The following is a 24,094-nucleotide window of genomic DNA, read 5'->3' on the forward strand; positions in this document are numbered from 1 at the left end:
GCCCGGGAGCGCCGCCCCCGGGCGCGGGTCACGGCCGCGGCGCGGTGAGCGCGTCGCGCTGGGCGCCGCCGGACGCGGCGACGAGGTCGTCGAGGGTCTGGGGCGGGCGTACGGTCGCGAAGCGCACGCCGTCGCTGTCGACGCCCGTCCCGGCCGCCCCGTCCGTCGCGGTGTCCGCGAGGGTGAAGCCGTACACGCCCGGTCTGGGCAGGCTGTTGTAGTCGAACGGGGTGGAGAAGTAGTAGGCCCCCGTGTCCAGCAGCGCCACCAGGTCGCCGGGCGCCAGTCGTGGCAGTTCCCGCCCGCGCGCCACGAGGTCGCCGGCGAAGCAGCAGGGCCCGGCGACGTCCTGCACCACCGGCGCGCCCCGCCTGGGCCGGCCCCGCCCGTCGTAGGCGGCGATCCGCAGCGGCCACGCCTCGGGCGCGAAGACCGTCCGTACGGCGACCTGTGCGCCCGCGTGGGTGACCGCTATCGGGCGGCCTCCGGAGCTCTTGGCGTACTCCACCCGGGCCAGCACCAGCCCGCACTTGGCCAGTACCGACCGCCCGAACTCGGTGATCAGCCCGTAGCGCCCGTCGAACAGGCCGGGGACGGTGTCCCGCAGCAGCCGGGCGTACTCGGCGAAGGTGGGGGAGACCTCCTCGGAGCCGAAGTTGACCGGGAGGCCGCCGCCGATGTCGAGGGTGCCGATGCGCTGTTCCCCGGCGGCCCGGTTGATCTCCTCGGCCAGCTCGTAGGTGGCGGCCACGCCCGCGGCCATCTTCTCCAGCGGCATGCCCTGGGAGCCGACGTGGCAGTGCAGCCGGGTGATCCAGGGGCGCTCCACGCAGGCGCGTACGACGAACTCGCGCGCCCCCTCGTCCTGGAGGGCGAACCCGAACTTCGAGGTGGCCGTCGCGGTGCTCATAGCGCCGATGCTGCCGCCGCCGAGCTGTGGGTTGACGCGCAGGCCGACCGGCGGGGCGGACCGGCCGCCGGAGAGGGAGGGCAGGGCGCCGGGGGACATCAGGGCGTCCAGCCGCTCCAGCTCCTGGCGGTTGTCCGCGTTGAGGGCGATGCCCGACTCCAGTGCCTCGCGCAGTTCGCCCGCGGTCTTGGCGGGGGAGTCCAGGACGATGCGGTCCGGCCCGACCCCGGCGGCCCGGGCCAGGGCCAGCTCGCCCGGACTGGCGACCTCGCAGCCCAGCCCGCAGTCGGCCAGCAGCCGCAGCACGGGGACCAGGGACGAGGCCTTCACCGCGAAGGAGTGCAGTACGGGTCGGCCGGGCGCTGTCACCTCCTCGAAGGCGGCGTGCAGGGCCGCGGCCGTCTCCCGTACGGACGCCACGTCCAGCAGGGCCGCGACCGGGTGCTCGTCGGAGAGCAGCCCGCGGGCGACGGCGGCCCGTACGGCGGCGTCGCGGCGGGCGGCGGGCGAGGCGGCCCGCGGGCTCCCGGGGGTTCCGGGGGAGCCCGGGGCGCCGGAGGGCCCCGGCGGAACGGCGGCGCGGTAGGAGTGAGCCATGGACACAAGACAAACACGGCCGGAGCCGGCGGACGACACCACGCGTTGACTAGCTCTATTCAGTCAATAGAGTGTCTGTAGTAACCAATTCAAACCCGGAGGCAGGGGACCATGGCAGATATCTCAGGGCCCTCAGGGCCGCGGACCGTACGGGCCCCGCGCGGCTCCGGGCTGACCACCCGGGGCTGGCAGCAGGAGGCCGCCCTGCGGATGCTGCGGAACAACCTCGACCCCGAGGTCGCCGAGCACCCCGACAAGCTCGTCGTCTACGGCGGCACCGGCAGGGCGGCCCGCGACTGGCGCTCCTTCGACGCCATGGTCCGCACCCTCACCACCCTGGGGCCGGACGAGACGATGCTCGTCCAGTCGGGCCGCCCGGTCGGCGTACTGGCCACCCACGAGTGGGCGCCGCGCGTGCTGATCGCCAACTCCAACCTGGTGGGCGACTGGGCCAACTGGGAGGAGTTCCGCCGCCTGGAGGCGCTCGGGCTGACCATGTACGGCCAGATGACGGCCGGCTCGTGGATCTACATCGGCACCCAGGGCATCCTCCAGGGCACCTACGAGACCTTCGCCGCCGTCGCGGCCAAGCGCTTCGGCGGCTCGCTGGCCGGGACGATCACCCTCACCGCCGGGCTCGGCGGCATGGGCGGCGCCCAGCCGCTGGCGGTCACCATGAACGGCGGCGTCGTCATCTGTGTCGACTGCGACCCGCGTGCCGTCGAGCGCCGCATCGCGCACCGCTACCTCGACGTGCGCGCCGACTCCCTCGACCACGCCCTGCGGCTGGCCACCGAGGCCCGCGACGCCCGGCGCCCGCTGTCGATCGGAGTGCTGGGCAACGCCGCCGACGCGGTGCCGCGCCTGCTGGCCATGGGCGCGCCGGTCGACATCGTCACCGACCAGACCTCCGCCCACGATCCACTGGCCTACCTGCCACTGGGCGTCGACTTCGCGGAGATGGCCCCCTACGCCGCCGAGAAGCCCGCCGACTTCACCGCGCGGGCACGGGAGTCGATGGCCCGCCACGTGGAGGCGATGGTCGGCTTCCAGGACGCCGGCGCCGAGGTCTTCGACTACGGCAACTCCATCCGGGGGGAGGCGCGACTGGCCGGGTACGAGCGGGCGTTCGCCTTCCCCGGCTTCGTGCCCGCCTACATCCGGCCGCTGTTCTGCGAGGGCAGGGGGCCCTTCCGCTGGGCCGCGCTCTCGGGCGACCCCGAGGACATCGCCGCCACCGACCGCGCCGTACTCGACCTCTTCCCCGAGAACGAGTCCCTGGCCCGCTGGATCCGGATGGCCGGGGAGCGGGTGCACTTCCAGGGCCTGCCCGCCCGCATCTGCTGGCTCGGCTACGGGGAGCGCGACCGGGCCGGGGAGCGCTTCAACGACATGGTGGCCTCCGGCGAGATCTCCGCCCCGCTGGCCATCGGCCGCGACCACCTGGACTGCGGCTCGGTGGCCTCGCCGTACCGCGAGACCGAGGCCATGCTCGACGGCTCCGACGCCATCGCCGACTGGCCGCTGCTCAACGCCATGGTCAACGTGGCTTCCGGGGCCTCCTGGGTCTCGATCCACCACGGCGGCGGCGTCGGGATGGGCCGCTCGATCCACGCCGGGCAGGTCACCGTCGCCGACGGCACACCGCTGGCGGGGGAGAAGATCCGCCGGGTGCTGACCAACGACCCGGGCACGGGCGTCATCCGCCATGTGGACGCCGGGTACGAGCGCGCCGAGGAGGTGGCCGCCGAGCGCGGGGTGCGCGTCCCGATGCGCGAGGACGGCGCGGACGGCGGCGGGTCCGGGAGTGCCTCGTGAGGCCGGGCGCCCCCTTCCACGAGATGTGGCGGGAACTGCTGCCCGTCGGGCGGTCGGCGGCCACCGGCGGCTACCGGCGCCACGCCTGGACCGGCGCGGACGCCGAGTGCCGGGCGTGGTTCCGTGAGCAGGCCGGGGCACGCGGGCTGGTGTACGAGACGGACCGCAACGGCAACCAGTGGGCCTGGCTGGGAGACCCCGCCGGGGCCGCCGGGGATGCCGTGGTGACCGGCTCGCACCTGGACTCCGTACCCGACGGCGGCGCCTTCGACGGACCGCTGGGCGTGGTGTCGGCCTTCGCCGCCCTCGACGAGCTGCACGGCAGAGGAGTGCGTCCGGCCCGGCCGCTGGCCGTGGTCAACTTCGCCGACGAGGAGGGCGCCCGCTTCGGCCTCGCCTGCGTCGGCTCCCGGCTGGCCGCCGGGCAGCTCACCGCCGACCAGGCCCGGGAGCTGCGGGACGACGCCGGCGTCTCGCTGCCGCGGGCCATGGAGCGCGCCGGACACGACCCCGACGCGATCGGCCCCGATCCCGAACGGCTCGCCCGTATCGGAGCGTTCGTCGAACTCCACATCGAGCAGGGCCGCAACCTCGCCGAGGACGGGGCTTTCGCCGGCACGTCCGCCGACGGGCGCGCGGTGGGCGTCGCCTCCGCGATCTGGCCGCACGGCCGCTGGCGGTTCGACTTCCACGGTGAGGCCAACCACGCCGGGACCACCCGTCTGGAGGACCGCCACGACCCGATGCTCACCTACGCCAACACCGTCCTGGCCGCCCGGAAGAAGGCCCGGCTGGCCGGGGCGCTGGCCACCTTCGGCAAGGTCGCCGTCGAGCCGAACGGCGTCAACGCCATCGCCTCCCTGGTGCGCGGCTGGCTCGACTCCCGCGCCCCCGACGAGGAGACCCTGGCCGCCGTCGTCGCCGGGATCGAGCGCTCGGCCGCCGAGCGCGGCGCGCGCGACGGCGTGCGGGTGGCCGTCACCCGGGAGTCCGCCACACCCGTGGTGGAGTTCGCCCACGGGCTGCGCGACCGCATCGCGGCCCGGCTCGGCGGCGCACCCGTGCTGCCCACCGGCGCGGGGCACGACGCGGGCATCCTCTCCGCCGAGATCCCCACCGCCATGCTCTTCGTGCGCAACCCCACCGGTGTCTCGCACTCGCCCGCCGAGTCGGCCGACGAGGACGACTGCGTCGCCGGGGTGCGGGCACTGGCCGACGTGCTGGAGGACCTGGCGTGCCCCTGACTCCCGAACCCCCGGCCCCCGGCTCCCCGCGGCCCGGGGGTGTGTACTGGGCCGAGTACGCCTGGATCGGCGGCACCGTCCAACCCGGTGCGGTGATCGAGACGGCCGGCGGCCGGATCGCCGCCGTACGCACCGGGGAGCCCGCCCCGCCGCCCGACGCCGAGCCGCTGCGCGGTCTGACCCTCCCCGGCCTGGCCAACGCGCACTCCCATGCCTTCCACCGGGCCCTGCGCGGCACCGTCCAGACCGGCTCCGGCACCTTCTGGACGTGGCGGCGGGTGATGTACTCCGTCGCCGACCGCCTCACCCCCGAGAGCTACTTCGCCCTGGCCCGGGCGGTGTACGCCGAGATGGCGCTGGCCGGCATCACGGCCGTCGGCGAGTTCCACTACCTGCACCACGCCCCCGGCGGCGCCTCCTACGAGGACCCCAACGCCATGGGGCACGCGCTGATGGCGGCCGCCGCCGAGGCCGGCGTCCGCATCACCCTCCTCGACACCTGCTATCTGGCCTCCGGTCTCCTCTCCGCCCGCCGCGGCGGCGCCCTGGACCGCCACCAGCTCCGCTTCGGCGACGGCAGCGCCGCCGCCTGGGCCGAACGGGCCGCGGCCCTGCGGCCACCGGGCGACCACGCCCGTGTGGGCGCCGCGATCCACTCGGTGCGCGCGGTGCCCGCCGCCGAACTGGCCGCCGTCGCCGACTGGGCCCGGGAGCGGGAGGCGCCCCTGCACGTCCATCTCTCCGAGCAGCCCGCCGAGAACGACGCATGCCTGGCCGTCCACGGCCGCACTCCCACCCGGCTGCTGGCCGACCACGGGGTGCTCGGCCCCCGTACCACCGCCGTCCACGCCACCCACCTCACCGACGCCGACATCGCGCTCCTGGGCGGCTCCGGCACCCGGGTGTGCGTGTGCCCCACCACCGAGCGCGACCTCGCCGACGGCATCGGCCCGGCCGCCGCGCTGATGCGGGCGGGTTCGCCGCTGTGTCTGGGCAGCGACAGCCACGCCGTGATCGACCTGCTGGAGGAGGCCCGCGCGATGGAACTCGACGAACGGCTGCGCACCCGTGCCCGCGGCCACTGGACGGCGTCACAACTGCTGCGCTCCGCCGGCGAGTTCGGCCAGGCGTCGATCGGCTGGCCGGAGGCGGGGCGGCTGGAGGCCGGCCGGCTCGCCGACTTCGCCACCGTCGCCCTGGACACGGTGCGCACCGCCGGACCGCCGCCCCGGCTGGGGGCGGAGACCGCCGTGTTCGCCGCCACCGCGGCCGACGTGCGCCACACGGTCGTCGGCGGTCGCCATGTGGTGCGCGACGGGGTACACCGGAGCGTGCCGGACGTCCCCGCGGCCCTGGCTGAAGCCATCCAGCAAGGAGCAGCCCGCTGATGAGCAACCCGAACACCCCCCTCGACACCACCACCGGCACCCTCGTCACCAACATCGCCGCCCTGGTCACCAACGATCACCACTCCTGTGAAGCCGCCGAGGACACTCCCCTCGGTCTGATCCGGGACGCGGCCGTCGTCATCGAGGGCGACCGCATCGCCTGGGTCGGTACGCAGAGTCAGGCACCCGACACCGACAGTCGTGTCGACGCGGGCGGCCGGGCGATGATCCCCGGCTTCGTCGACTCCCACTCGCACCTGCTCTTCGGCGGCGACCGCACCGAGGAGTTCCGCGCGCGCATGTCCGGCCGTCCCTACTCCGCCGGCGGTATCCGCACCACCGTCGAGGCCACCCGGAAGGCCACCGACGAGCAGCTCGCCGCGAACCTGGCCCGCCACGTCCGCGAGGCGCTGCGGCAGGGCACCACCACCCTGGAGACCAAGTCCGGCTACGGTCTCACCGCCGGGGACGAGGCGCGCGCCCTGCGCGTCGCCGACGACCACGTGGACGAGGTCACCTACCTCGGCGCCCATGTGGTGCCCCCGGAGTACGCCGACGATCCGGACGGCTACGTGGACCTCGTCACCGGCCCCATGCTGGCCGCCTGTGCCCGCTGGGCCCGCTGGGTGGACGTCTTCTGCGAGCGGGGCGCCTTCGACGGCGACCAGGCCCGCGCCGTCCTCACCGCCGGGATCGCGCACGGCCTGGTCCCGCGCGTCCACGCGGGCCAGCTCGGGCCCGGCCCCGGCGTGCGGCTCGCGGTGGAGCTGGACGCCGCCTCCGCCGACCACTGCACCCATCTCACCGACGCCGACGTGGACGCCCTCGCCGGCAGCCGCACGGCCGCCACGCTGCTGCCCGGCTGCGAGTTCTCCACCCGCTCGCCCTATCCCGACGCCCGCCGCCTGCTGGACGCCGGCGTCACCGTCGCGCTGTCCACCGACTGCAATCCGGGCTCGTCGTACACCAGCTCCATGCCCTTCTGCGTCGCGGTCGCCGTCCGCGAGATGGGCATGACACCGGACGAGGCGGTCTGGTCCGCCACCGCGGGCGGCGCCGCGGCCCTGCGCCGCATCGACATCGGCCGGATCACCCCCGGCGCCCGTGCCGATCTGGTGCTCCTGGACGCGCCCTCGCACGTCCACCTGGCCTACCGGCCCGGCGTACCGCTGGTCGCGGCGGTCTGGCAGCGCGGTGCGCGCGTGCTGTGAGCGAGCGGTCCGTGCCGCCGGACGGGCCCGTCACGCCGGGGCCCCCCCCCGGGGGGGGCCCCGCCGGGGCGCGCTCCCCGGACGGGCCTCGGAGGTCAAAGGCGGGTCAAAAAATCGAAAGAGTGATTCCCGTAGGCCATAGGAGTGACGGAACGGGGCACTCGTCCGGTCGGGCGGGAGTGTGTCACTCCTCGGCCAGCAGGCCCTTGCGGAGCCTGCCCAGCGTCCGCGAGAGCAGGCGGGAGACGTGCATCTGGGAGATACCCAGCTCCTCGCCGATCTCGGACTGGGTCATGTTCGCCACGAAGCGGAGGGAGAGGATTCTGCGATCACGCGGCGAGAGTTCGGCGATCAGCGGTTTGAGGGACTCCACGTACTCGATTCCCTCCAGTCCGTGGTCCTCGTAGCCGATGCGGTCGGCGAGCGCGCCCTCGCTCTCGTCCTCGTCGGGCTGGGCGTCGAGGGAGCTGGCGGTGTACGCGTTGCTCGCGGCCATGCCCTCGATCACCTCCTCCCGGCTCAGGCCCAGACGGTCGGCCAGCTCACCGACGGTCGGGGAGCGGTCGAGCTGCTGTGCCAGTTCGTCCCCGGCCTTGGCCAGGTCCAGGCGGAGTTCCTGCAGACGCCTGGGGACGCGTACGGACCAGGAGGTGTCGCGGAAGAAGCGTTTGATCTCGCCCACGATCGTCGGCATGGCGAAGGTCGGGAACTCGACCCCGCGGCCGATCTCGAACCGGTCGATCGCCTTGATCAGGCCGATGGTGCCGACCTGGACGATGTCCTCCATGGGCTCGCTGCGGGAACGGAACCGGGCGGCGGCGAACTTCACCAGCGCGAGGTTCAGCTCGACCAGGGTGTTGCGGACGTACGCGTACTCGTGCGTGCCCTCCCGCAGCGTCTCCAGACGCTCGAAGAGGGTCTTGGACAGGGCTCGCGCGTCCAGCGGTCCCACCTCGTCGTACGGCGGGATCTCGGGCAGGCCGAGCAGGCCGGACAGCATCTCCGCCTGCTCCGGGCCGACCTCCGGGAACCCGCCCCCGAACCGCTCGGGCGGGACGACCGACGAAGTGATGGGCGATTCGTCGAGCCGGGGTGACATGGTGCCTCCATCGTTCTCGGCATATGGCTGCCGAAGCCGTTCCTGCACTACGGGGTGCGGCGCCTCCGAGCCGACGTGTTTTAGTGGTCCCTCCTACGCCTACCTGCTCCCGAGGGAGGATGGCAAGTGCTGGTTGCCCGAATATGCCCTGATGTGCTGGTTGTGCGGCTACCGGTTGCGGCTGTAAGGGCGTAGGGTTCGAACGTCCATCTCCGGACGGCAGTGATCGGTTACTGGGAATGTTGAAGGGGTGTACATGGACCGCGGGGTGCCCGGCAGCACCAGCCACCGGGGTCGACTGACGGTCGACGTACAGCGCCACGGCGCGAGTCTGGTGGTGACGCCTGACGGCGAACTCGACCACCACACCGCCGATCTGCTGCGAGAACCGCTGGAGCGCTCGCTGGAGGACGGCGAGAAGCTGCTCGTCGTCGACTGCTCGAAGCTGGAGTTCTGCGACTCCACCGGACTCAACGTCCTCCTGGGCGCCAGGCTGAAGGCCGAGGCGGCCGGAGGCGGGATCCACCTGGCCGGAATGCGGCCGGTCGTCGCCAGGGTGTTCGAGATCACGGGGGCGGACGGTGTGTTCGCCCTGCACGAGAGCCTGGCCGACGCGCTGAAGGAGACCGCGCAGTCCTGACGGCGTGACTCCGGTGGCGCGGTCCCGACGGCGGGTCCTCGGCCGCGCCACCGGGTCACGCCGGCATGGGAACCGCGTGGACCGTTCGTGGGCGCCCGCGTACCGGCCCGTGACCAGAGTGTTACGTCCGGGGCGCGATTCCCTCCCGACAGATGGGTGTTCTCCCGCCTCCGCAGGGCAGGAGACTCCCTGAAATCCCTCCGAAACAGTTGTTCGCAGACCAGGCGAAGACCGACGAACTGGTCAATCCGGTGAGGTGAAGCACTGATGAGCACCACCCGGCCGCAACCGGCGGGCGACCGCGGCCCGGACCCGGAGGGCACCGCCGCGACCGCAGCCGCGCCGGTCGGCCAGGTGCGCGAGATGCGCCAGGTACGACGGTTGCGACTCATGGGGGCGAGCGGTGCGGTCCCCCGTGCTCGTGACTTCACCCGTCAGGCGCTTCACGACTGGGGTTGGCTGCCCGCGACCGGCCCCGAGCAGCGCGCCGCCGCCGAAGACGCCCTGCTCGTGGTCTCCGAGCTGGTGACGAACGCCTGTCTGCACGCAGACGGGCCCGAAGAGGTGCGCATAGGCCGCGGCCCCAAACTGCTGAGGATCGAGGTGGCCGACCGCGGCGCCGGCCTCCCCTCCCCCCGCACCCCGCACCGCCCCGGGCGGCCGGGCGGGCACGGCATGTTCATCGTTCAGCGGCTCTGCCTGGACTGGGGCGTGGTGCGCCATCCGGACGGTACGGCCGGGAAGACGGTCTGGGCCGAAATGGCCGGGCCGGACGCGGACCGGTAGTCCGGCCCGGCCGCTCCGGCCGCCCCTCCGGAAGTCCGGTACCCACTGCCGGGTCCCGCTCGGGGCCCGGCGCACTCGTGTCCGGACACGAGTGCGCCGGAGCGCCGGCCGCGAACGCCGGGGATGAAGCACACGAGGGGACGGCGGCCGTACGGGGGCGTTACCTCACGCCGCCCATCAGGGCCCGGATCCGCTTCCCGGCCGTCATGAAGGCGAGGCCCGCGGCCACGGCGACCACACCCCACATGGTGTAGTACGCCGCGTCGCCCATCGGCTCGTTGAGCTGGGTCGCCCAGCCGTTGAGGGCGTTGCCGGTGGCGGTGGCCAGGAACCACAGACCCATGATCTGGCCGACGAACTGCTTCGGGGCCAGCTTCGTCGACAGCGACAGGCCCACCGGGGACAGACACAGCTCGCCGAGGGTCTGCAGCAGGTACACGCTCAGCAGCCAGAAGACGGTGACCCTGCCGGTCTCGCTGTTCGCCGCGGCGGCGCCCGCCAGGCCCATCAGACCGAAGGAACCGCCGATGAGCAGCATCGCCAGGGCGAACTTCATCGGTGCGCCGGGCTCGTGGTTCCGTTTGGCCAGCCACACCCACAGGCTCGCGAAGACCGGCGCCAGGACTATGATCATGACCGGGTTGACCGACTGGAACCACGAGGCCGGGAACTCCCAGCCGCCGATCGTGCGGTCGGTGTCGTTGTCCGCGAAGATCGTCAGCAGTGAGCCGGACTGGTCGTAGATCATCCAGAACAGCACGGCGGTGGCGAAGAACCACACGAACGCCTTGACGCGCGGACGGTCCTCCTCGGTCAGCTCCGGGTTCCGGTACATCGAGACGAAGTACAGGACGGGGACGACGACGCCGAGGACGGCCAGGAAGTTGACGATGTGCTCGATGTCGTACGTGCCCAGCGCCAGGTCCGCCAGCAGCGCCGCGGCGGCCAGACCGGTCCACAGCACGACCTTGCGCAGCACCGCGCGCTTCTCCTCCGGCGTGGCCGGGGTGCCGGGGTGACGGCCCACGTCGCCGAGGTGGCGGCCGCCCAGGACGTACTGGACCACGGCCAGCGTCATGCCGACGCCGGCGACGGCGAAGCCCAGGTGCCAGTCGACGTTCTCGCCGAGGTAGCCGACCACCAGCGGCGCGAACATGGCACCGATGTTGATCGACATGTAGAAGATCGTGAAGCCGGCGTCGCGGCGGGCGCTGGACCGGCCCTCGTAGAGGCCGCCGACCATCGCGGAGATGTTGGGCTTGAGCAGGCCGGTGCCGATCGCGATCAGGCCGAGCCCGGCGAAGAACGCCACGTCGGAGGGGATCGCCAGCGTGTAGTGGCCCAGAGCGATGACGATGCCGCCGACCAGGACCGCCTTGCGCGCGCCCCACAGGCGGTCGGCGACCCAGCCGCCGGGCATGGCGGCCATGTAGACGACGGCGTTGTAGACGCCGTAGATCGCCGCGGCGAGGGCCTCGCGGCCCGCGAGGGGACCTTCGAGTACGCCCGCGATCAGGTAGAGGACGAGGATGGCGCGCATTCCGTACCAGGAGAAGCGCTCCCACATCTCCGTCATGAAGAGTGTGGCCAGGCCGCGGGGGTGGCCGAAGAAGGTCTTGCCGGTGCTGCCGGCGGAGTCCTTCGTCAGACTGGACGCCATGGTGGTGGGTTCCTTGCTGGGTCGGGACGCGCGCGATGTGGTGCGCACGCGCCCGGGGCGGGTGGTCGGCCCGGCTCCGCGCCCCGTCCGCGCGTGCCCGTTCCCGGCCGACAGTTCCTGCGGCGCCGTCGCACGCACGGAGCCCGGCGGATCCCGCGCGGGCCGGCTTCCGGGACGGCCCCCGCGCACGGGTGCGTACGGGGTGTGCGGGGGGTGTGCGGGGGCCTCGGCCGCGGGCCCCGGCGCCTCCGCGCCAGGGGCCGCCGGCTTCCCGGACGACGCCTCGGCCAGGGTACGACACCGTCCCCCGCGCACCCGGCGTACGACGGACGGCGGGAGGCGCATGTCACACCTCCTGCCGGAACCGGACGGGCGCCGCCCGGTTCACCGGCGGCCCGCCGGAGCCGCCGCGGCGAGGTCTACCATCAGGCCATGACCCGAGTACTGCTCGCCGAGGACGACTCCTCCATCTCGGAGCCGCTGGCCCGAGCCCTGCGCCGCGAAGGGTACGAGGTCGAGGTGCGTGAGGACGGCCCCGGCGCGCTCGACGCCGGCCAGCACGGCGACATCGACCTGGTCGTGCTCGACCTCGGCCTGCCCGGCATGGACGGACTGGAGGTCTGCCGCCGGCTGCGCAACGAGGGGCACACCTTCCCCGTCCTGGTGCTGACCGCGCGCGCCGACGAGGTGGACACCGTCGTCGGACTGGACGCGGGCGCCGACGACTACGTCACCAAGCCGTTCCGGCTGGCCGAGCTGCTCGCCCGGGTGCGGGCCCTGCTGCGGCGGGGCGCCGTCGAGCCCGTGCAGCCCGCCGCCACCCACGGTGTGCGCATCGACGTCGAGTCGCACCGGGCCTGGATGGGGGAGGAGGAGCTCCAGCTCACGGCGAAGGAGTTCGACCTGCTGCGGGTGCTGGTGCGCGACGCCGGCCGCGTCGTCACCCGCGACCAGCTGATGCGCGAGGTCTGGGACACCACCTGGTGGTCGTCGACGAAGACCCTCGACATGCACATCTCCTGGCTGCGCAAGAAGCTCGGCGACGACGCGGCCAAACCCCGCTACATCGCCACGGTCCGCGGCATCGGCTTCCGCTTCGAGAAGGACTGACGGCCGCCTGGGGCCGCCGAAGGACACCGCAGGACCGCCGCGGGGAACACCGCGAGACCGCCGAAGACTTTGAAGGGCCCGCGCCGCCATGCGCAGACGTCTGATCAACTCCACGCTGGCCGTGGTCCTCGTCGTGATCGCGGTCTTCGGGGTCTCCCTGGTGATCGTCGAGACCCGCACCATCGAGGAGAGCGCCCGCGAGAGCGTCCGCTCCGACGCCGCACGGCTGGTCTCGGTCGTCGAGAGCCGCCTGGTCGCCGAGGAGAGTGTGACCGCCGCCTCCATGCGCTCCCAGGTCCCACACGACCGCCACGTCCGCATCGAGCTGCCCGGGCAGCCCCCCATCGAGCTGGGCGAGCGCCCCGGCGAGGGCGCCATCGAGGGACGCGCCGGCGAGCCGGACGACGTCACCGTCACCGTCCGGCAGGACGACGACCGGGTCCGTGAGGAGGTGGGCCGGACCCTGCTGATCATTCTGGCGGTGGCGCTGCTGGCGGTGATCTCGGCGGTGCTCCTGGCCGTGCGGCAGGCCCGTCGCGTCGCGGCCCCCCTCACCGATCTCGCCGAGACCGCCGAGCGCCTCGGTTCCGGCGACCCCCGTCCCCGCCACCGGCGCTACGGCGTGCCCGAGCTGGACCGGGTGGCGGACGTACTGGACGCCAGCGCCGAGCGGATCGCCCGGATGCTCACCGCCGAGCGGCGGCTGGCCGCGGACGCCTCCCACCAGCTCCGCACCCCCCTGACCGCGCTGTCCATGCGGCTGGAGGAGATCGTCACGGCGGCCGACGCCATCGAGACGGCCGGCGCCGGGGACATCACGGACGCCACCGGTACCACCGGCACCGCCCATGCCGCCGCCTCCACCATCCGGGAGGAGGCGCTGGTCGGTCTCGCCCAGGTGGAGCGGCTGACCGACGTGGTGCAGCGGCTGCTGACCAACTCGCGCGACCCCCGCTCGGGCTCCGCCGTGGGCTTCGACCTGGACGAGGTGGTCAAGCAGCAGATCGAGGAGTGGCGCCCGGCGTACCGCAAGGCGGGCCGGGCCGTCGTCCGCTCCGGCCGCCAGGGCCTGCGGGCGGTGGGGACCCCGGGAGCGGTGGCGCAGGTGCTGGCCACGCTCATCGAGAACGCCCTGATGCACGGCGGCGGCGCGGTCGCCCTGCGCACCCGGATCGCCGGGAACCAGGTGGTGGTCGAGGCGACGGACGAGGGGCCGGGTGTCGACCCGGAGCTGGGGTCGAGGGTGTTCGAGCGCACGGTCAGCGGGCGCAACTCCACGGGCCTGGGCCTGGCCGTCGCCCGCGACCTGGCGGAGGCCGACGGGGGACGCCTTGAGCTACTTCAGCAGCGCCCGCCGGTCTTCGCGCTCTTCCTCAGCCGTGAGGCCGACGAGCCGTCGGCGGGGGATTGACGCCTTGCGCCCCCCGCGGAAGACCCAGGTGCGGTACGCCCAGAAGCGGAAGACCGTGGCGATGCCGAGGCCGACGACGTTCTTGGCGATGTTGTCGGCCAGCGGCGAGGCCAGGCCCAGACCGTAGTGCGAGATGGCCAGCGCGCCGTTCTCGATCACCAGGCCGATGCCGCTGAACAGTGTGAACAGACCGGCCTCGCGGTGTATCCGGCTCTTGTCGGCGTGCCGGTAGGTCCAGTAGCGGTTGCCCAGGTAGTTGGTGCCGATGGCGACCGCGGTCGCCAACACCCCCGAGCGCACCGGAGCCAGGCCCAGGCCGTGGATGCAGAGGTTGAAGACGGCCACGTTGACGAGGAAGCCGAGGGCCCCCACCGTGCCGAACCTGGCCAGCTCGCGCCGTAGTCGCAGCAGCCTGGAGCGCAGTGCGCGCCGTTCACCCATAGTGATCCACTCGCCCCGTTCTCTCGGCTCTCGCGCGGCCCCGCGGGGCCCGCCGTCGCGTCCTGGCCCGCCATGCTAGCCACGCCCCCGTACCGCGACGGGTACCCGCCGTCCGGCCGATAGGCTACGGACGTGACATTTCCTGTGATCGGCATGGTCGGCGGGGGGCAGCTCGCGCGGATGACGCACGAGGCGGGCATCCCCCTCGGCATCAGGTTCAAGCTGCTCAGTGACACCCCGCAGGACTCCGCGGCCCAGGCGGTCCGCGACGTCGTCATCGGCGACTACCGCGATCTGGCCACTCTGCGCGACTTCGCCCGCGGCTGCGACGTGATCACGTTCGACCACGAGCACGTGCCCACCGGGCACCTGCGCGTCCTGGAGGCGGAGGGCATCCCGGTGCGGCCCGGCCCCGACGCGCTGGTGCACGCGCAGGACAAGGGCGTGATGCGGGCGCGGCTGAGCGAGATCGGCATCCCCTGCCCCCGGCACCGGATCGTGGCGGATCCGGCCGACGTCACGCGGTTCGCGCGGGAAGGCACCCCGGGGGAAGGCGCCCCGCGGAAGGGGGAGGGCTGGCCGGTCGTCCTCAAGACCGTCCGCGGCGGCTACGACGGCAAGGGCGTGTGGGTGGTGTCCTCCGAGGCTGAGGCCGCCGAGCCGTTCCGGGCGGGCGTGCCGGTACTGGCCGAGGAGAGGGTGGACTACGTCCGCGAGCTGGCGGCCAACGTGGTGCGCTCCCCGCACGGCCAGGCGGTGGCCTATCCGGTGGTGGAGTCGATCCAGGTGGACGGGGTGTGCGACACGGTGATCGCCCCGGCGCCCGGCCTGTCGCCGGAGCTGTCCGCCCACGCCCAGGAGACGGCGCTGACGATCGCGGGGGAGCTGGGCGTGACCGGCCACCTGGCGGTGGAGCTCTTCGAGACCCGCGACGGCCGTGTCCTGGTCAACGAGCTGGCCATGCGCCCCCACAACAGCGGCCACTGGACCCAGGACGGCGCGGTCACCTCCCAGTTCGCCAACCACCTGCGGGCCGTGCTCGACCTGCCGCTGGGCGACCCGCGCCCCCGCGCGCCGTGGACGGTGATGGCCAACGTGCTCGGCGGCGACTACCCCGACATGTACCAGGGGTACCTGCACTGCATGGCCCGCGATCCGCAGCTGAAGATCCACATGTACGGCAAGGACGTGAAGCCCGGCCGCAAGGTCGGCCACGTCAACACCTACGGCGACGACCTGGCGGACGTACGCGAGCGCGCCGCCCACGCCGCCGCCTATCTGCGAGGGACCATCACCGAATGAGCAACGCCCCCAGCCCCGCCTCCGCCCCCGTCGTGGGGATCGTCATGGGATCCGACTCGGACTGGCCCGTCATGGAGGCCGCGGCCGAGGCCCTGGACGAGTTCGAGGTCCCCTACGAGGTCGACGTCGTCTCCGCCCACCGCATGCCGCACGAGATGATCGCCTACGGCGACGAGGCGGCCGGACGCGGGCTGAAGGCGGTCATCGCGGGTGCCGGGGGAGCGGCCCACCTGCCGGGCATGCTCGCCTCCGTCACCCCGCTGCCGGTGATCGGCGTCCCCGTGCCGCTGCGGCACCTGGACGGCATGGACTCCCTGCTGTCCATCGTCCAGATGCCCGCCGGGGTCCCGGTCGCCACGGTCTCGGTCGGCGGCGCGCGCAACGCGGGCCTGCTGGCGGTCCGCGTCCTGGCGGCCCACGACGAGGAGCTGCGCGGGCGCATGGAGCGGTTCCAGGCGGAGCTGAAGGACCAGGCGCGGGAGAAGGGCAGGCGGCTGCGGAGCAAGGTCGCCGCGGGAGGCGCGGGGTTCGGCTTCGGGGGCAGGTGAGATGGGCCACTCCGCCGAGCTGCTGGCACGGGCCAGGGCACTGCTGGAGGCATACCCCGTCGCCGACGGCCACAACGACCTGCCGTGGGCGCTGCGCGAGCAGGTCGCCTACGACCTCGACCGGCGCGACATCGCCGGTGACCAGTCGGCCCATCTGCACACCGACATCCCGCGGCTGCGCGCGGGCGGGGTGGGAGCGCAGTTCTGGTCGGTCTACGTGCGCACCGATCTGACCGGCGACGCCGCCGTCAGCGCCTGTCTGGAGCAGATCGACGTGGTGCGGCGGCTGGCCGACCGCCACCCGGCCGACCTCAGGCCCGCCTTCACCGCCGACGACATGGAGGCGGCCCGCGCCGAGGGCCGCATCGCCTCCCTGATGGGCGCCGAGGGCGGCCACTGCGTCAACAACTCCCTGGCCACACTGCGCGCCCTGTACCGGCTGGGTGTGCGTTACATGACGCTCACCCACAACGACACCGTCGACTGGGCGGATTCGGCCACCGACACCCCGCGCCACGACGGGCTGACCCGCTTCGGCGAGGAGGTCGTGCGGGAGATGAACCGGCTGGGGATGCTGGTGGACCTCTCCCATGTGGCGCCCGCCACCATGCGCGACGCCCTGCGCGTGACGACGGCGCCGGTGGTCTTCTCGCACTCCTCGGCCCGCGCGGTGTGCGACCACCCGCGCAACATCCCCGACGACGTACTGGAGCGGCTTCCGGTCAACGGCGGTGTGGCGATGGCCACATTCGTGCCGAAGTTCGTGCTGCCGGCCGCCGTCGCCTGGACCGAGGCCGCCGACGAGAACATGCGCGCCCACGGCCTTCACCCCCTGGACGGCACGGAGAGGGGCCTGGCGGTCCAACGCGCGTACGAGGAGGCCAACCCGCGTCCGGTGGCCACGGCGGCGACGGTCGCCGACCATCTGGACCACATGCGCGAGGTCGCGGGCATCGACCACATCGGCATCGGCGGCGACTTCGACGGCACGGCCTTCACCCCGTCCGACCTGAGCGATGTGTCCGGATACCCGCACCTGGTGGCGGAGTTGCTGGACCGCCGCTGGTCCGAGGCCGACCTCGCCAAGCTCACCTGGCGGAACGCGGTGCGCGTGCTGCGCGACGCGGAGGCGGTCGCCCGCCACGAGCAGACCAGGCGCGGTCCGTCCATCGCCACCATCGGACAGCTCGACGGGTAGCTCCTTGACCTCCTCGTGATTCAACTCACGAGCCGACCCTCCCCGGTGCGTCGCTCTGCGTGACGGGGAGGGTCTTCTGCGTCATGGCTCCTGGTGGTGGAGGGGTGTGACGTGGTGTCAGGGAGGGGCGTCGCCACTCTTCGGAAGGTGAATGCGGCGGACAGTGATGATCGGATGATCATTAAAGCCTTCGAAACGGGCGTCCTGTGACCCATCGGCTTGTATCGGCGGAAACGATATGCCTACCTTTCTGGTCGCGCCGTACGAATGTGCGGCGGCCCGCTGTCGAACGCCGAATCCTGTCAACGGCGGCGGGCTGGACCATCCACACCACCCGATGGCAGGAGCGGGGGACCCAAGGTAAGCCGCCGTCCCGGGCCCACAGGGCCCGTACGGGACGGCTTGGGGTGAAGCCATGCCGCGGCACGCGCCGCGGCACACATGGCCGGGCAACTCCAGCCCGAACCCGACAGCTCACCTCGCAGGCGTAGGAGAAGGAGCACACCTATGTCCGCACGCGGACGTCACCGTCGTATTCGCAACAGCCGCCTCACCCGCCTGTCGCTGGCCATCTCCGTGGGCGGCGCCGGCATGGCCCTCCCCCTGGTGGCCGCCGGCGGGGCCAGCGCCGCCTCCGTCGAAACCTGGGACAAGGTCGCCCAGTGCGAGAGCACGGGCAACTGGTCCATCAACACCGGTAACGGCTTCTACGGCGGTCTGCAGTTCACGCAGAGCACCTGGGCCGCCTTCGGCGGCACCCAGTACGCGCCGCGTGCCGACCTCGCCACCAAGGACCAGCAGATCGCCGTCGCCGAGAAGGTGCTGGCGGGACAGGGCCCGGGCGCCTGGCCCGTGTGCTCGGTCAAGGCAGGCCTGACCAAGGGCGGTCCCGCCCCGGCCGTCTCCCCCGACGGTCAGAGCAACCCGACCGAGCAGGAGGAGCAGGTCCCGTCCGCCGCTCCGAAGGCCGAGGCCAAGCCCGAGCCGAAGCAGGAGAAGAGCGAGCCCGAGGCCACGCCGCAGCGCGCGGACCGCGGTGAGCGCGCCCGGAGCGGCGCCGACAACGGCACCTCCTACGAGGTCGCCGGCGGCGACACCCTCTTCAAGATCGCCGATGCCCAGGGCGTCCAGGGCGGCTGGGAGCGCATCTACGAGGACAACCGCCAGGTCATCGGCGACAACCCGAACCTGATCTTCCCGGGCCAGGAGCTCACCCTGGGCGGTGCCGCCGCCCAGCAGAAGGCCGCGGCCAAGCCCCAGGCCGAGACCGAGAGCAAGCCCCAGGTCGAGGCCGAGGCCGAGCCGGCTGCGAAGGCCGAGGAGACCGAGCGAGCCGAGGCCGAGCGCACCGACCGCAGCGACCGCGCCGCGGTCACCGGTTACACCGCCCCGGTGAACGCCGCTCCGTCCGGCTCCTACAAGGCCTCGGGCGCGCGCTGGTCCAACGGCCACACAGGTGAGGACTTCGCCGCCGCCTCCGGCACCCCGGTTAAGGCCGTCACCAACGGCACCGTGGTCTCCGCCGGCTGGGGCGGCGCCTACGGCAACCAGATCGTCATCCGCCACGAGGACGGCCGGTACAGCCAGTACGGCCACCTGTCCTCGCTGTCGGTCAGCGCCGGCCAGTCGGTCAGCGCCGGCCAGCAGATCGGCGCCGTCGGTTCCACCGGCAACAGCACCGGCCCGCACCTGCACTTCGAGATCCGTACCGCCCCCGGCTACGGCTCGGACATCGACCCGCTGGCCTACCTGCGGGCCAACGGCGTCAGCATCTGAGGGTCCTGACCCTCGCCGGCCCGGAGCCGGTCATGAGGCGGGCGGGCAAGGAGTGTGCGGACACTCCTTGCCCGCCCGCCTCTTCTCCGTGTTTCCGCGGCGCGCCGCCGCCTCCACTCCCTCGCGGGCGGCCGGCTCAGTCGACGCAGAGGCAGAAGGGGTGCCCGGCGGGGTCGCGGTAGACGCGGAAACCGCGCTCGCCCCCGCCGCCCTGGAGCAGTTCGGCCCCCAGTTCCAGCGCCTCCCGCTCGGCCGCGTCCAACTCCTCGCGGGGCACGTGGAAGTCGAGGTGGAACTGCTGCGACCGCTCGGCGCTCGGCCACTGCGGCGGCACGTGCCCGCGCGCCTCCTGGAAGGCGAACGTCCGGCCCTTCAGGGAGCCCGATTCGAACGTCACCTCCGCCCACCGGCCCTCGCTCTCGACCTTCCCGCCCAGCAACCGTGCGTAGAAGTCCGCGAGCCTCCCCGGCTCGGGGCAGTCCAGTACGACGACGTCCCGCAGTGTGGTGATGGCCATGGTGCTCATCCCTCCTGTGTCGTGGGTCACCCCTCTGCTACCCGGCCTGTCGCCTGCTGACGACCCCGGCCGCAGGCGCGCACCACGGCCGTCCGGGGGGCTGAGCGGCCCCGGGGGCGGGGCGGACCCTACGCCGTCGGCCGGCCCAGTGCGCGGAAGGACCAGCCGGCCTTGCGCCACAGGGCCGGATCGAGGGTGTTGCGGCCGTCCAGGACGCGCTTGTGCGCCACGGCCTGGCCCAGCTCCTCCGGATCGAGCTCCCGGAACTCGCTCCACTCCGTCAGATGCAGCACGGCGTCCGCCCCGCGCACCGCCTCCGGCACGCTGTCCGCGTAGCCCAGGGTGGGGAAGACCCGCCGGGCGTTCTCCATGCCCTTGGGGTCGTAGACCGTCACCTGCCCGCCCTGCAGATGGATCTGGCCGGCGACGTTCAGCGCCGGCGAGTCCCGCACGTCGTCGGAGTCCGGCTTGAAGGTCGCCCCCAGCACCGCCACACGCTGCCCCAGGAACGCGCCGCCGACCGTCTCGCGGGCCAGCTCCACCATGTGGGAGCGGCGGCGCATGTTGATCGAGTCCACCTCGCGCAGGAACGTCAGCGCCTGGTCGGCGCCCAACTCGCCCGCCCGCGCCATGAACGCGCGGATGTCCTTGGGCAGGCAGCCGCCGCCGAAGCCGATCCCGGCGCGCAGGAACTTACCCCCGATCCGGTCGTCGTACCCGATGGCCTCCGCCAGTTTCACCACGTCGCCGCCGGCCGCCTCGCAGACCTCGGCCATGGCGTTGATGAACGAGATCTTGGTGGCCAGGAAGGAGTTCGCGGCCGTCTTCACCAGCTCCGCCGTCGGGAAGTCGGCGACGACGAAGGGCGAGCCCCCGGCCACCGGTTTCGCGTACACCTCGCGCAGCAGCTCCTCGGCGCGCGCCGAGCGTACCCCGATCACGATGCGGTCCGGGCTCAGGGTGTCCTCGACGGCGAAGCCCTCGCGCAGGAACTCCGGGTTCCACGCCAGTTCCGCCGCGTCGCCGGCCGGGGCCAGCTCGGCCAGCCGCCGTGCCAGCCGGTCCGCGCTGCCCACCGGAACCGTGGACTTGCCCACCACCAGGGCGGGCCGCGTCAGGTGCGGGGCCAGGGAGTCCACCGCGCTGTCCACATAGGACATGTCGCACGCGTACTCGCCCTGTTTCTGCGGGGTGTTCACACAGACGAAGTGGACGTCGCCGAACGCGCCCGCCTCCTCCCAGGAGGTGGTGAAGCGCAGCCGCCCGGTCGATCCCCGGACCCCGGCGACATGGCGGCGCAGCAGCTCCTCCAGGCCGGGCTCGTAGAACGGCACCCGCCCGGCGGAGAGCGTCTCGATCTTCTCCGGCAGCACGTCCAGACCCAGCACCTCGAAGCCCAGCTCGGCCATGGCCGCGGCGTGCGTCGCGCCGAGGTAACCGGTGCCGATCACGGTGATCCTGAGGGCCATGGACTGCTCCTGGGGGTGCGGGCGAAGTGCTGCCCGCGAGCATATCCGGCCGCCGCCGGCCCCGCCGAGGGCCGTGCGGGGCGGTCCGGACGCAGCGCGCGGGACCGGGTGTCGGCAAGCTCATGTATTCACAGCGGCGGCGGACCACTAGAATTGTGTTACTTAACGGTAGTTAGCAGCAGTGCACCCAGGGAGTGAGACACCGTGGCGGGATCGACCGACTTCGACCTCTACCGTCCGTCGGAGGAGCACGACATGCTCCGCGAATCGGTGCGCTCGCTCGCCGAGGCGAAGATCGCGCCCTTCGCGGCCGAGGTGGACGAGCAGGGCCGCTTCCCGCAGGAGGCCCTGGAGGCGCTGGTCGCTGGCGACCTGCACGCCATCCACGTACCCGAGTCCTACGGCGGTGCGGGCGCCGACGCGCTCGCGACCGTCATCGTGATCGAGGAGGTCGCCCGCGTCTGCGCCTCGTCCTCCCTGATCCCGGCCGTCAACAAGCTCGGCTCCCTCCCGGTGGTCCTGTCCGGTTCCGAGGAGCTGAAGAGCAAGTACCTCGCACCGCTGGCCAAGGGCGACGCGATGTTCTCCTACTGCCTCTCCGAGCCGGAGGCCGGCTCGGACGCCGCGGGCATGAGGACCCGCGCCGTGCGCGACGGGGACACCTATGTGCTCAACGGCGTCAAGCGCTGGATCACCAACGCCGGCGTCAGCGAGTACTACACCGTGATGGCCGTCACCGACCCCGAGAAGCGTTCCAGGGGCATCTCGGCCTTCGTGGTGGAGAAGGGCGACGAGGGAGTCTCCTTCGGCGCCCCGGAGAAGAAGCTCGGCATCAAGGGCTCCCCGACCCGCGAGGTCTACTTCGACAACGTCCGCATCCCCGCCGACCGCATGATCGGCGAGGAGGGCACCGGCTTCGCCACCGCGATGAGGACCCTGGACCACACCCGCATCACCATCGCGGCCCAGGCCCTCGGCATCGCCCAGGGCGCACTGGACTACGCCAAGGGCTACGTCGCCGAGCGCAAGCAGTTCGGCAAGCCGATCGGCGACTTCCAGGGCGTGCAGTTCATGCTCGCCGACATGGCGATGAAGCTGGAGGCCGCCCGCCAGCTCACCTACGCGGCCGCCGCCCGCTCCGAGCGCGTCACCCTCGGCGCCGACGGCAAGGCCGAGGACCTGACCTTCTACGGCGCCGCCGCCAAGTGCTACGCCTCCGACGCCGCCATGGAGATCACCACGGACGCCGTACAGCTGCTGGGCGGCTACGGCTACACCCGCGACTACCCGGTCGAGCGCATGATGCGCGACGCCAAGATCACCCAGATCTACGAGGGCACCAACCAGGTCCAGCGCATCGTGATGGCCCGCAACCTGCCGTAAGGCGGACCTCTCATTGATGGAAGCGGCTCCCGGGTTCGCCGGGTGCCGCTTCCATGGGCCGGAACCCCCTGGCGGCCTCCGCGCCCCCCCCCCGCCCCCCCCCCCCCCCCGGTACCATGGCACGGAACCCGATGCCGGCCTCCGCGCCACATGCTCACTCAAAGCAACAGCGTGAACACGCAGAGCGGTACCGTATCCATGGCGGCGGAATCTGAGCTGGGGAACGCGGGGGAGTGGGCATGGGAGCCAGGAAGCCGAACGAGGGTCTGCGGCGCGTTCTGACCGAGAGCCAGTGGTCGCAGTCCCAGCTCGCCCTGGCGGTCAACCGCGTCGGGGCGGAGGCCGGGGTGCCGCTGCGGTACGACGAGTCGGCGGTGAGCCACTGGCTGAGCGGCACCCGGCCGCGCAAGGCGGTGCGCCCGTTCATCCGTGAGGCCCTGTCACGTCGGCTGCGCAGGCCGGTGACGCTGGCCGAGATCGGTCTGGGGGACGGGGAGACGGGCGGTGGCGCGGATACCGTGGAAGGACTGATGACCCTCGGGAGGAGCGACATGGACCCGTCCCGCAGGAGCGTGCTGGGCGTCGGCCTCTTCTCCGTGGCGCTGACCGTCCCCGGCTGGCAGGACGTGGTGGGCCGGATGGAGGCGGTACGGGCCGGCCGCAGCGTGCGCATCGGGCGGCCGGAGGTGGACATGGTGACCGCCATGACCGAGCGCATCAGCGAACTGGACGACCGGTTCGGCGGCCGTCACGCCCGCCCGATGGCCGCCTCGTTCATCGTCAACACCGTGGCGGCGTACCTGCGCGCCGACGCCCCCGAGCCGGTGCGCAGGGACATGCTCTCGGCCGCCTCCGACCTGTGCTACCTCACCGGCTACATGGCCGTGGACGAAGGGCTGCAGGGGCTGGCGCAGCAGTACTACCTCAAGGCCCTGGAACTGGCCGGCGCGGCCGAGGACCACCTCACCTACTGCACCACCCTGCGCGGCATGAGCGTCCAGGCCGCCGACCTCGGCCACGGGCCGCAGGCCCTGCGCCTGGCCGACGCCGCAGCCGCCGCCTCCCCCCAGGCCGGACCGCGCATGCGCGCCTTCCTCGCCGGCCAGCAAGCGTATGCCGCCGCCCAGACCGGCGACCGCCACGCCGCCCTGGCCCACCTGCGCGACGCGGAAGTGGCGATGGAGAAGGCCGAGTCACCCGCCGGGGTCTCGGGCCGGTACGACCCGGCCGCACTCGCGGATCACACGAGCCAGGCGCGGTACGAACTCGGAGACATCAGCGGGGCGGTCAAGGCCAAAGCGGAGTCCAACAGGCTCCGGCAGCCCACGCAGCGCAGAAGCCGGGTGCGGAACCTGGCGATCGCCGCCGAACGGCAGATGCGACTCGGCCACCTCGAAGAAGCCTCCGCGACCTGGCACTCGGCCCTGGACGACTACCCGCACGTCCAGAGCGGACGAGTGGACGACCGCATCCGCACCATGGTCACCCTGATCCGCCCCCACCTGCGCAACCGCACCGCCCGCGACCTCCACGACCGCGTGCGGACGCTGACCCCGGCCGTACTCCGGACCTGATGAGGAAGCCCC

The 24,094-nt window shown here is 72.8% G+C and carries 20 protein-coding genes and 1 riboswitch; of the genes, 14 read left to right on the forward strand and 6 right to left on the reverse strand.

Annotated elements, in window-relative coordinates; genetic code table 11:
- Window positions 1–28 precede the first annotated feature (28 nt).
- A complete protein-coding gene (locus AC2CJA_RS04350; RefSeq protein ID WP_484601315.1) occupies window positions 29–1,507 on the reverse strand; it encodes a type III PLP-dependent enzyme domain-containing protein in 1,479 nt (492 codons plus the stop codon).
- A 111-nt stretch (window positions 1,508–1,618) separates the two neighbouring features.
- Here AC2CJA_RS04350 and hutU point away from each other — a divergent pair, with 111 nt between their 5' ends.
- Genes hutU through hutI form a run of 4 tightly spaced genes read left to right on the forward strand, consistent with a single transcriptional unit; the run spans window position 1,619 to window position 7,168 of the window.
- Window positions 1,619–3,325 carry a urocanate hydratase gene (hutU, locus tag AC2CJA_RS04355; RefSeq protein ID WP_484601316.1) on the forward strand — a complete coding sequence of 569 codons (1,707 nt, stop codon included), beginning with the start codon at window positions 1,619–1,621 and terminating at the stop codon, window positions 3,323–3,325.
- Between the two features lie 23 nt (window positions 3,326–3,348).
- Window positions 3,349–4,569, forward strand: a complete 1,221-nt coding sequence (locus AC2CJA_RS04360) for an allantoate amidohydrolase (RefSeq protein ID WP_484601338.1) — start codon at window positions 3,349–3,351, stop codon at window positions 4,567–4,569.
- Window positions 4,560–5,957, forward strand: coding sequence for a formimidoylglutamate deiminase (locus AC2CJA_RS04365; protein WP_484601317.1), 1,398 nt, complete (start codon window positions 4,560–4,562; stop codon window positions 5,955–5,957). Before AC2CJA_RS04360 ends, AC2CJA_RS04365 begins: the two co-directional genes overlap by 10 nt.
- A complete protein-coding gene (gene hutI, locus AC2CJA_RS04370; RefSeq protein ID WP_484601318.1) occupies window positions 5,957–7,168 on the forward strand; it encodes an imidazolonepropionase in 1,212 nt (403 codons plus the stop codon). The genes AC2CJA_RS04365 and hutI overlap by 1 nt, the downstream gene beginning before the upstream one ends.
- Before the next feature lie 184 nt (window positions 7,169–7,352).
- Here the strand turns inward: hutI and AC2CJA_RS04375 are convergent, their stop codons facing one another.
- Window positions 7,353–8,267 carry an RNA polymerase sigma factor SigF gene (locus tag AC2CJA_RS04375; protein ID WP_484601319.1) on the reverse strand — a complete coding sequence of 305 codons (915 nt, stop codon included), beginning with the start codon at window positions 8,265–8,267 and terminating at the stop codon, window positions 7,353–7,355.
- Window positions 8,268–8,523: 256 nt separating this feature from the next.
- Between AC2CJA_RS04375 and AC2CJA_RS04380 the strand changes: the two genes are divergently transcribed.
- Together AC2CJA_RS04380 and AC2CJA_RS04385 are read left to right on the forward strand one after the other, a co-directional pair.
- Window positions 8,524–8,907, forward strand: a complete 384-nt coding sequence (locus tag AC2CJA_RS04380; RefSeq protein WP_093661090.1) for an STAS domain-containing protein — start codon at window positions 8,524–8,526, stop codon at window positions 8,905–8,907.
- A 267-nt stretch (window positions 8,908–9,174) separates the two neighbouring features.
- Entirely contained in the window at window positions 9,175–9,693 is a 519-nt protein-coding gene (locus AC2CJA_RS04385) for an ATP-binding protein (RefSeq protein WP_484601320.1), read from the forward strand.
- Window positions 9,694–9,853: 160 nt separating this feature from the next.
- On the opposite strand, the gene AC2CJA_RS04390 is transcribed toward AC2CJA_RS04385, so the two are convergent.
- A complete protein-coding gene (locus AC2CJA_RS04390) occupies window positions 9,854–11,353 on the reverse strand; it encodes a peptide MFS transporter (RefSeq protein WP_484601321.1) in 1,500 nt (499 codons plus the stop codon).
- 432 nt (window positions 11,354–11,785) lie between these two features.
- Between AC2CJA_RS04390 and AC2CJA_RS04395 the strand changes: the two genes are divergently transcribed.
- Entirely contained in the window at window positions 11,786–12,463 is a 678-nt protein-coding gene (locus AC2CJA_RS04395; protein ID WP_241716366.1) for a response regulator transcription factor, read from the forward strand.
- Window positions 12,464–12,551: 88 nt separating this feature from the next.
- Window positions 12,552–13,874, forward strand: coding sequence for an ATP-binding protein (locus tag AC2CJA_RS04400; RefSeq protein ID WP_484601322.1), 1,323 nt, complete (start codon window positions 12,552–12,554; stop codon window positions 13,872–13,874).
- Here AC2CJA_RS04400 and AC2CJA_RS04405 read toward each other — a convergent pair.
- Window positions 13,800–14,315, reverse strand: a complete 516-nt coding sequence (locus AC2CJA_RS04405; RefSeq protein ID WP_484601323.1) for a GtrA family protein — start codon at window positions 14,313–14,315, stop codon at window positions 13,800–13,802. The two genes, AC2CJA_RS04400 and AC2CJA_RS04405, sit on opposite strands and share 75 nt — an antisense overlap.
- 132 nt (window positions 14,316–14,447) lie before the next feature.
- Here AC2CJA_RS04405 and AC2CJA_RS04410 point away from each other — a divergent pair, with 132 nt between their 5' ends.
- From AC2CJA_RS04410 to AC2CJA_RS04425, 4 genes are all read left to right on the forward strand, one after another.
- Window positions 14,448–15,617 (forward strand): 5-(carboxyamino)imidazole ribonucleotide synthase, encoded by a 1,170-nt coding sequence (locus AC2CJA_RS04410; RefSeq protein ID WP_484601324.1) that lies wholly within the window; start codon window positions 14,448–14,450, stop codon window positions 15,615–15,617.
- Window positions 15,614–16,165, forward strand: coding sequence for a 5-(carboxyamino)imidazole ribonucleotide mutase (gene purE / locus AC2CJA_RS04415; RefSeq protein WP_241716374.1), 552 nt, complete (start codon window positions 15,614–15,616; stop codon window positions 16,163–16,165). The genes AC2CJA_RS04410 and purE overlap by 4 nt, the downstream gene beginning before the upstream one ends.
- 1 nt (window position 16,166) lies before the next feature.
- A complete protein-coding gene (locus AC2CJA_RS04420) occupies window positions 16,167–17,363 on the forward strand; it encodes a dipeptidase (RefSeq protein WP_484601325.1) in 1,197 nt (398 codons plus the stop codon).
- A gap of 283 nt (window positions 17,364–17,646) precedes the next feature.
- Window positions 17,647–17,866, forward strand: a riboswitch (cyclic di-AMP (ydaO/yuaA leader).
- Between the two features lie 4 nt (window positions 17,867–17,870).
- On the forward strand, window positions 17,871–19,139 hold the full coding sequence (locus tag AC2CJA_RS04425; protein WP_484601326.1) for a transglycosylase family protein: 1,269 nt from the start codon (window positions 17,871–17,873) through the stop codon (window positions 19,137–19,139).
- 136 nt (window positions 19,140–19,275) lie between these two features.
- Here AC2CJA_RS04425 and AC2CJA_RS04430 read toward each other — a convergent pair whose 3' ends face one another.
- Window positions 19,276–19,656, reverse strand: coding sequence for a VOC family protein (locus tag AC2CJA_RS04430; RefSeq protein WP_484601327.1), 381 nt, complete (start codon window positions 19,654–19,656; stop codon window positions 19,276–19,278).
- A gap of 128 nt (window positions 19,657–19,784) precedes the next feature.
- A complete protein-coding gene (locus AC2CJA_RS04435) occupies window positions 19,785–21,125 on the reverse strand; it encodes a UDP-glucose dehydrogenase family protein (protein ID WP_484601328.1) in 1,341 nt (446 codons plus the stop codon).
- Window positions 21,126–21,329: 204 nt separating this feature from the next.
- On the opposite strand from AC2CJA_RS04435, the gene AC2CJA_RS04440 reads away from it, so the two are divergent.
- Both AC2CJA_RS04440 and AC2CJA_RS04445 read left to right on the forward strand, forming a co-directional pair.
- Window positions 21,330–22,508: an acyl-CoA dehydrogenase family protein gene (locus tag AC2CJA_RS04440; protein WP_484601329.1), complete on the forward strand. Its 1,179-nt coding sequence runs from the start codon at window positions 21,330–21,332 to the stop codon at window positions 22,506–22,508.
- A gap of 239 nt (window positions 22,509–22,747) precedes the next feature.
- A complete protein-coding gene (locus tag AC2CJA_RS04445; RefSeq protein ID WP_484601330.1) occupies window positions 22,748–24,082 on the forward strand; it encodes an NsdA family TPR-like regulatory protein in 1,335 nt (444 codons plus the stop codon).
- Window positions 24,083–24,094 lie beyond the last annotated feature (12 nt).

It is taken from the genome of Streptomyces sp. ATLC9, assembly GCF_057196705.1.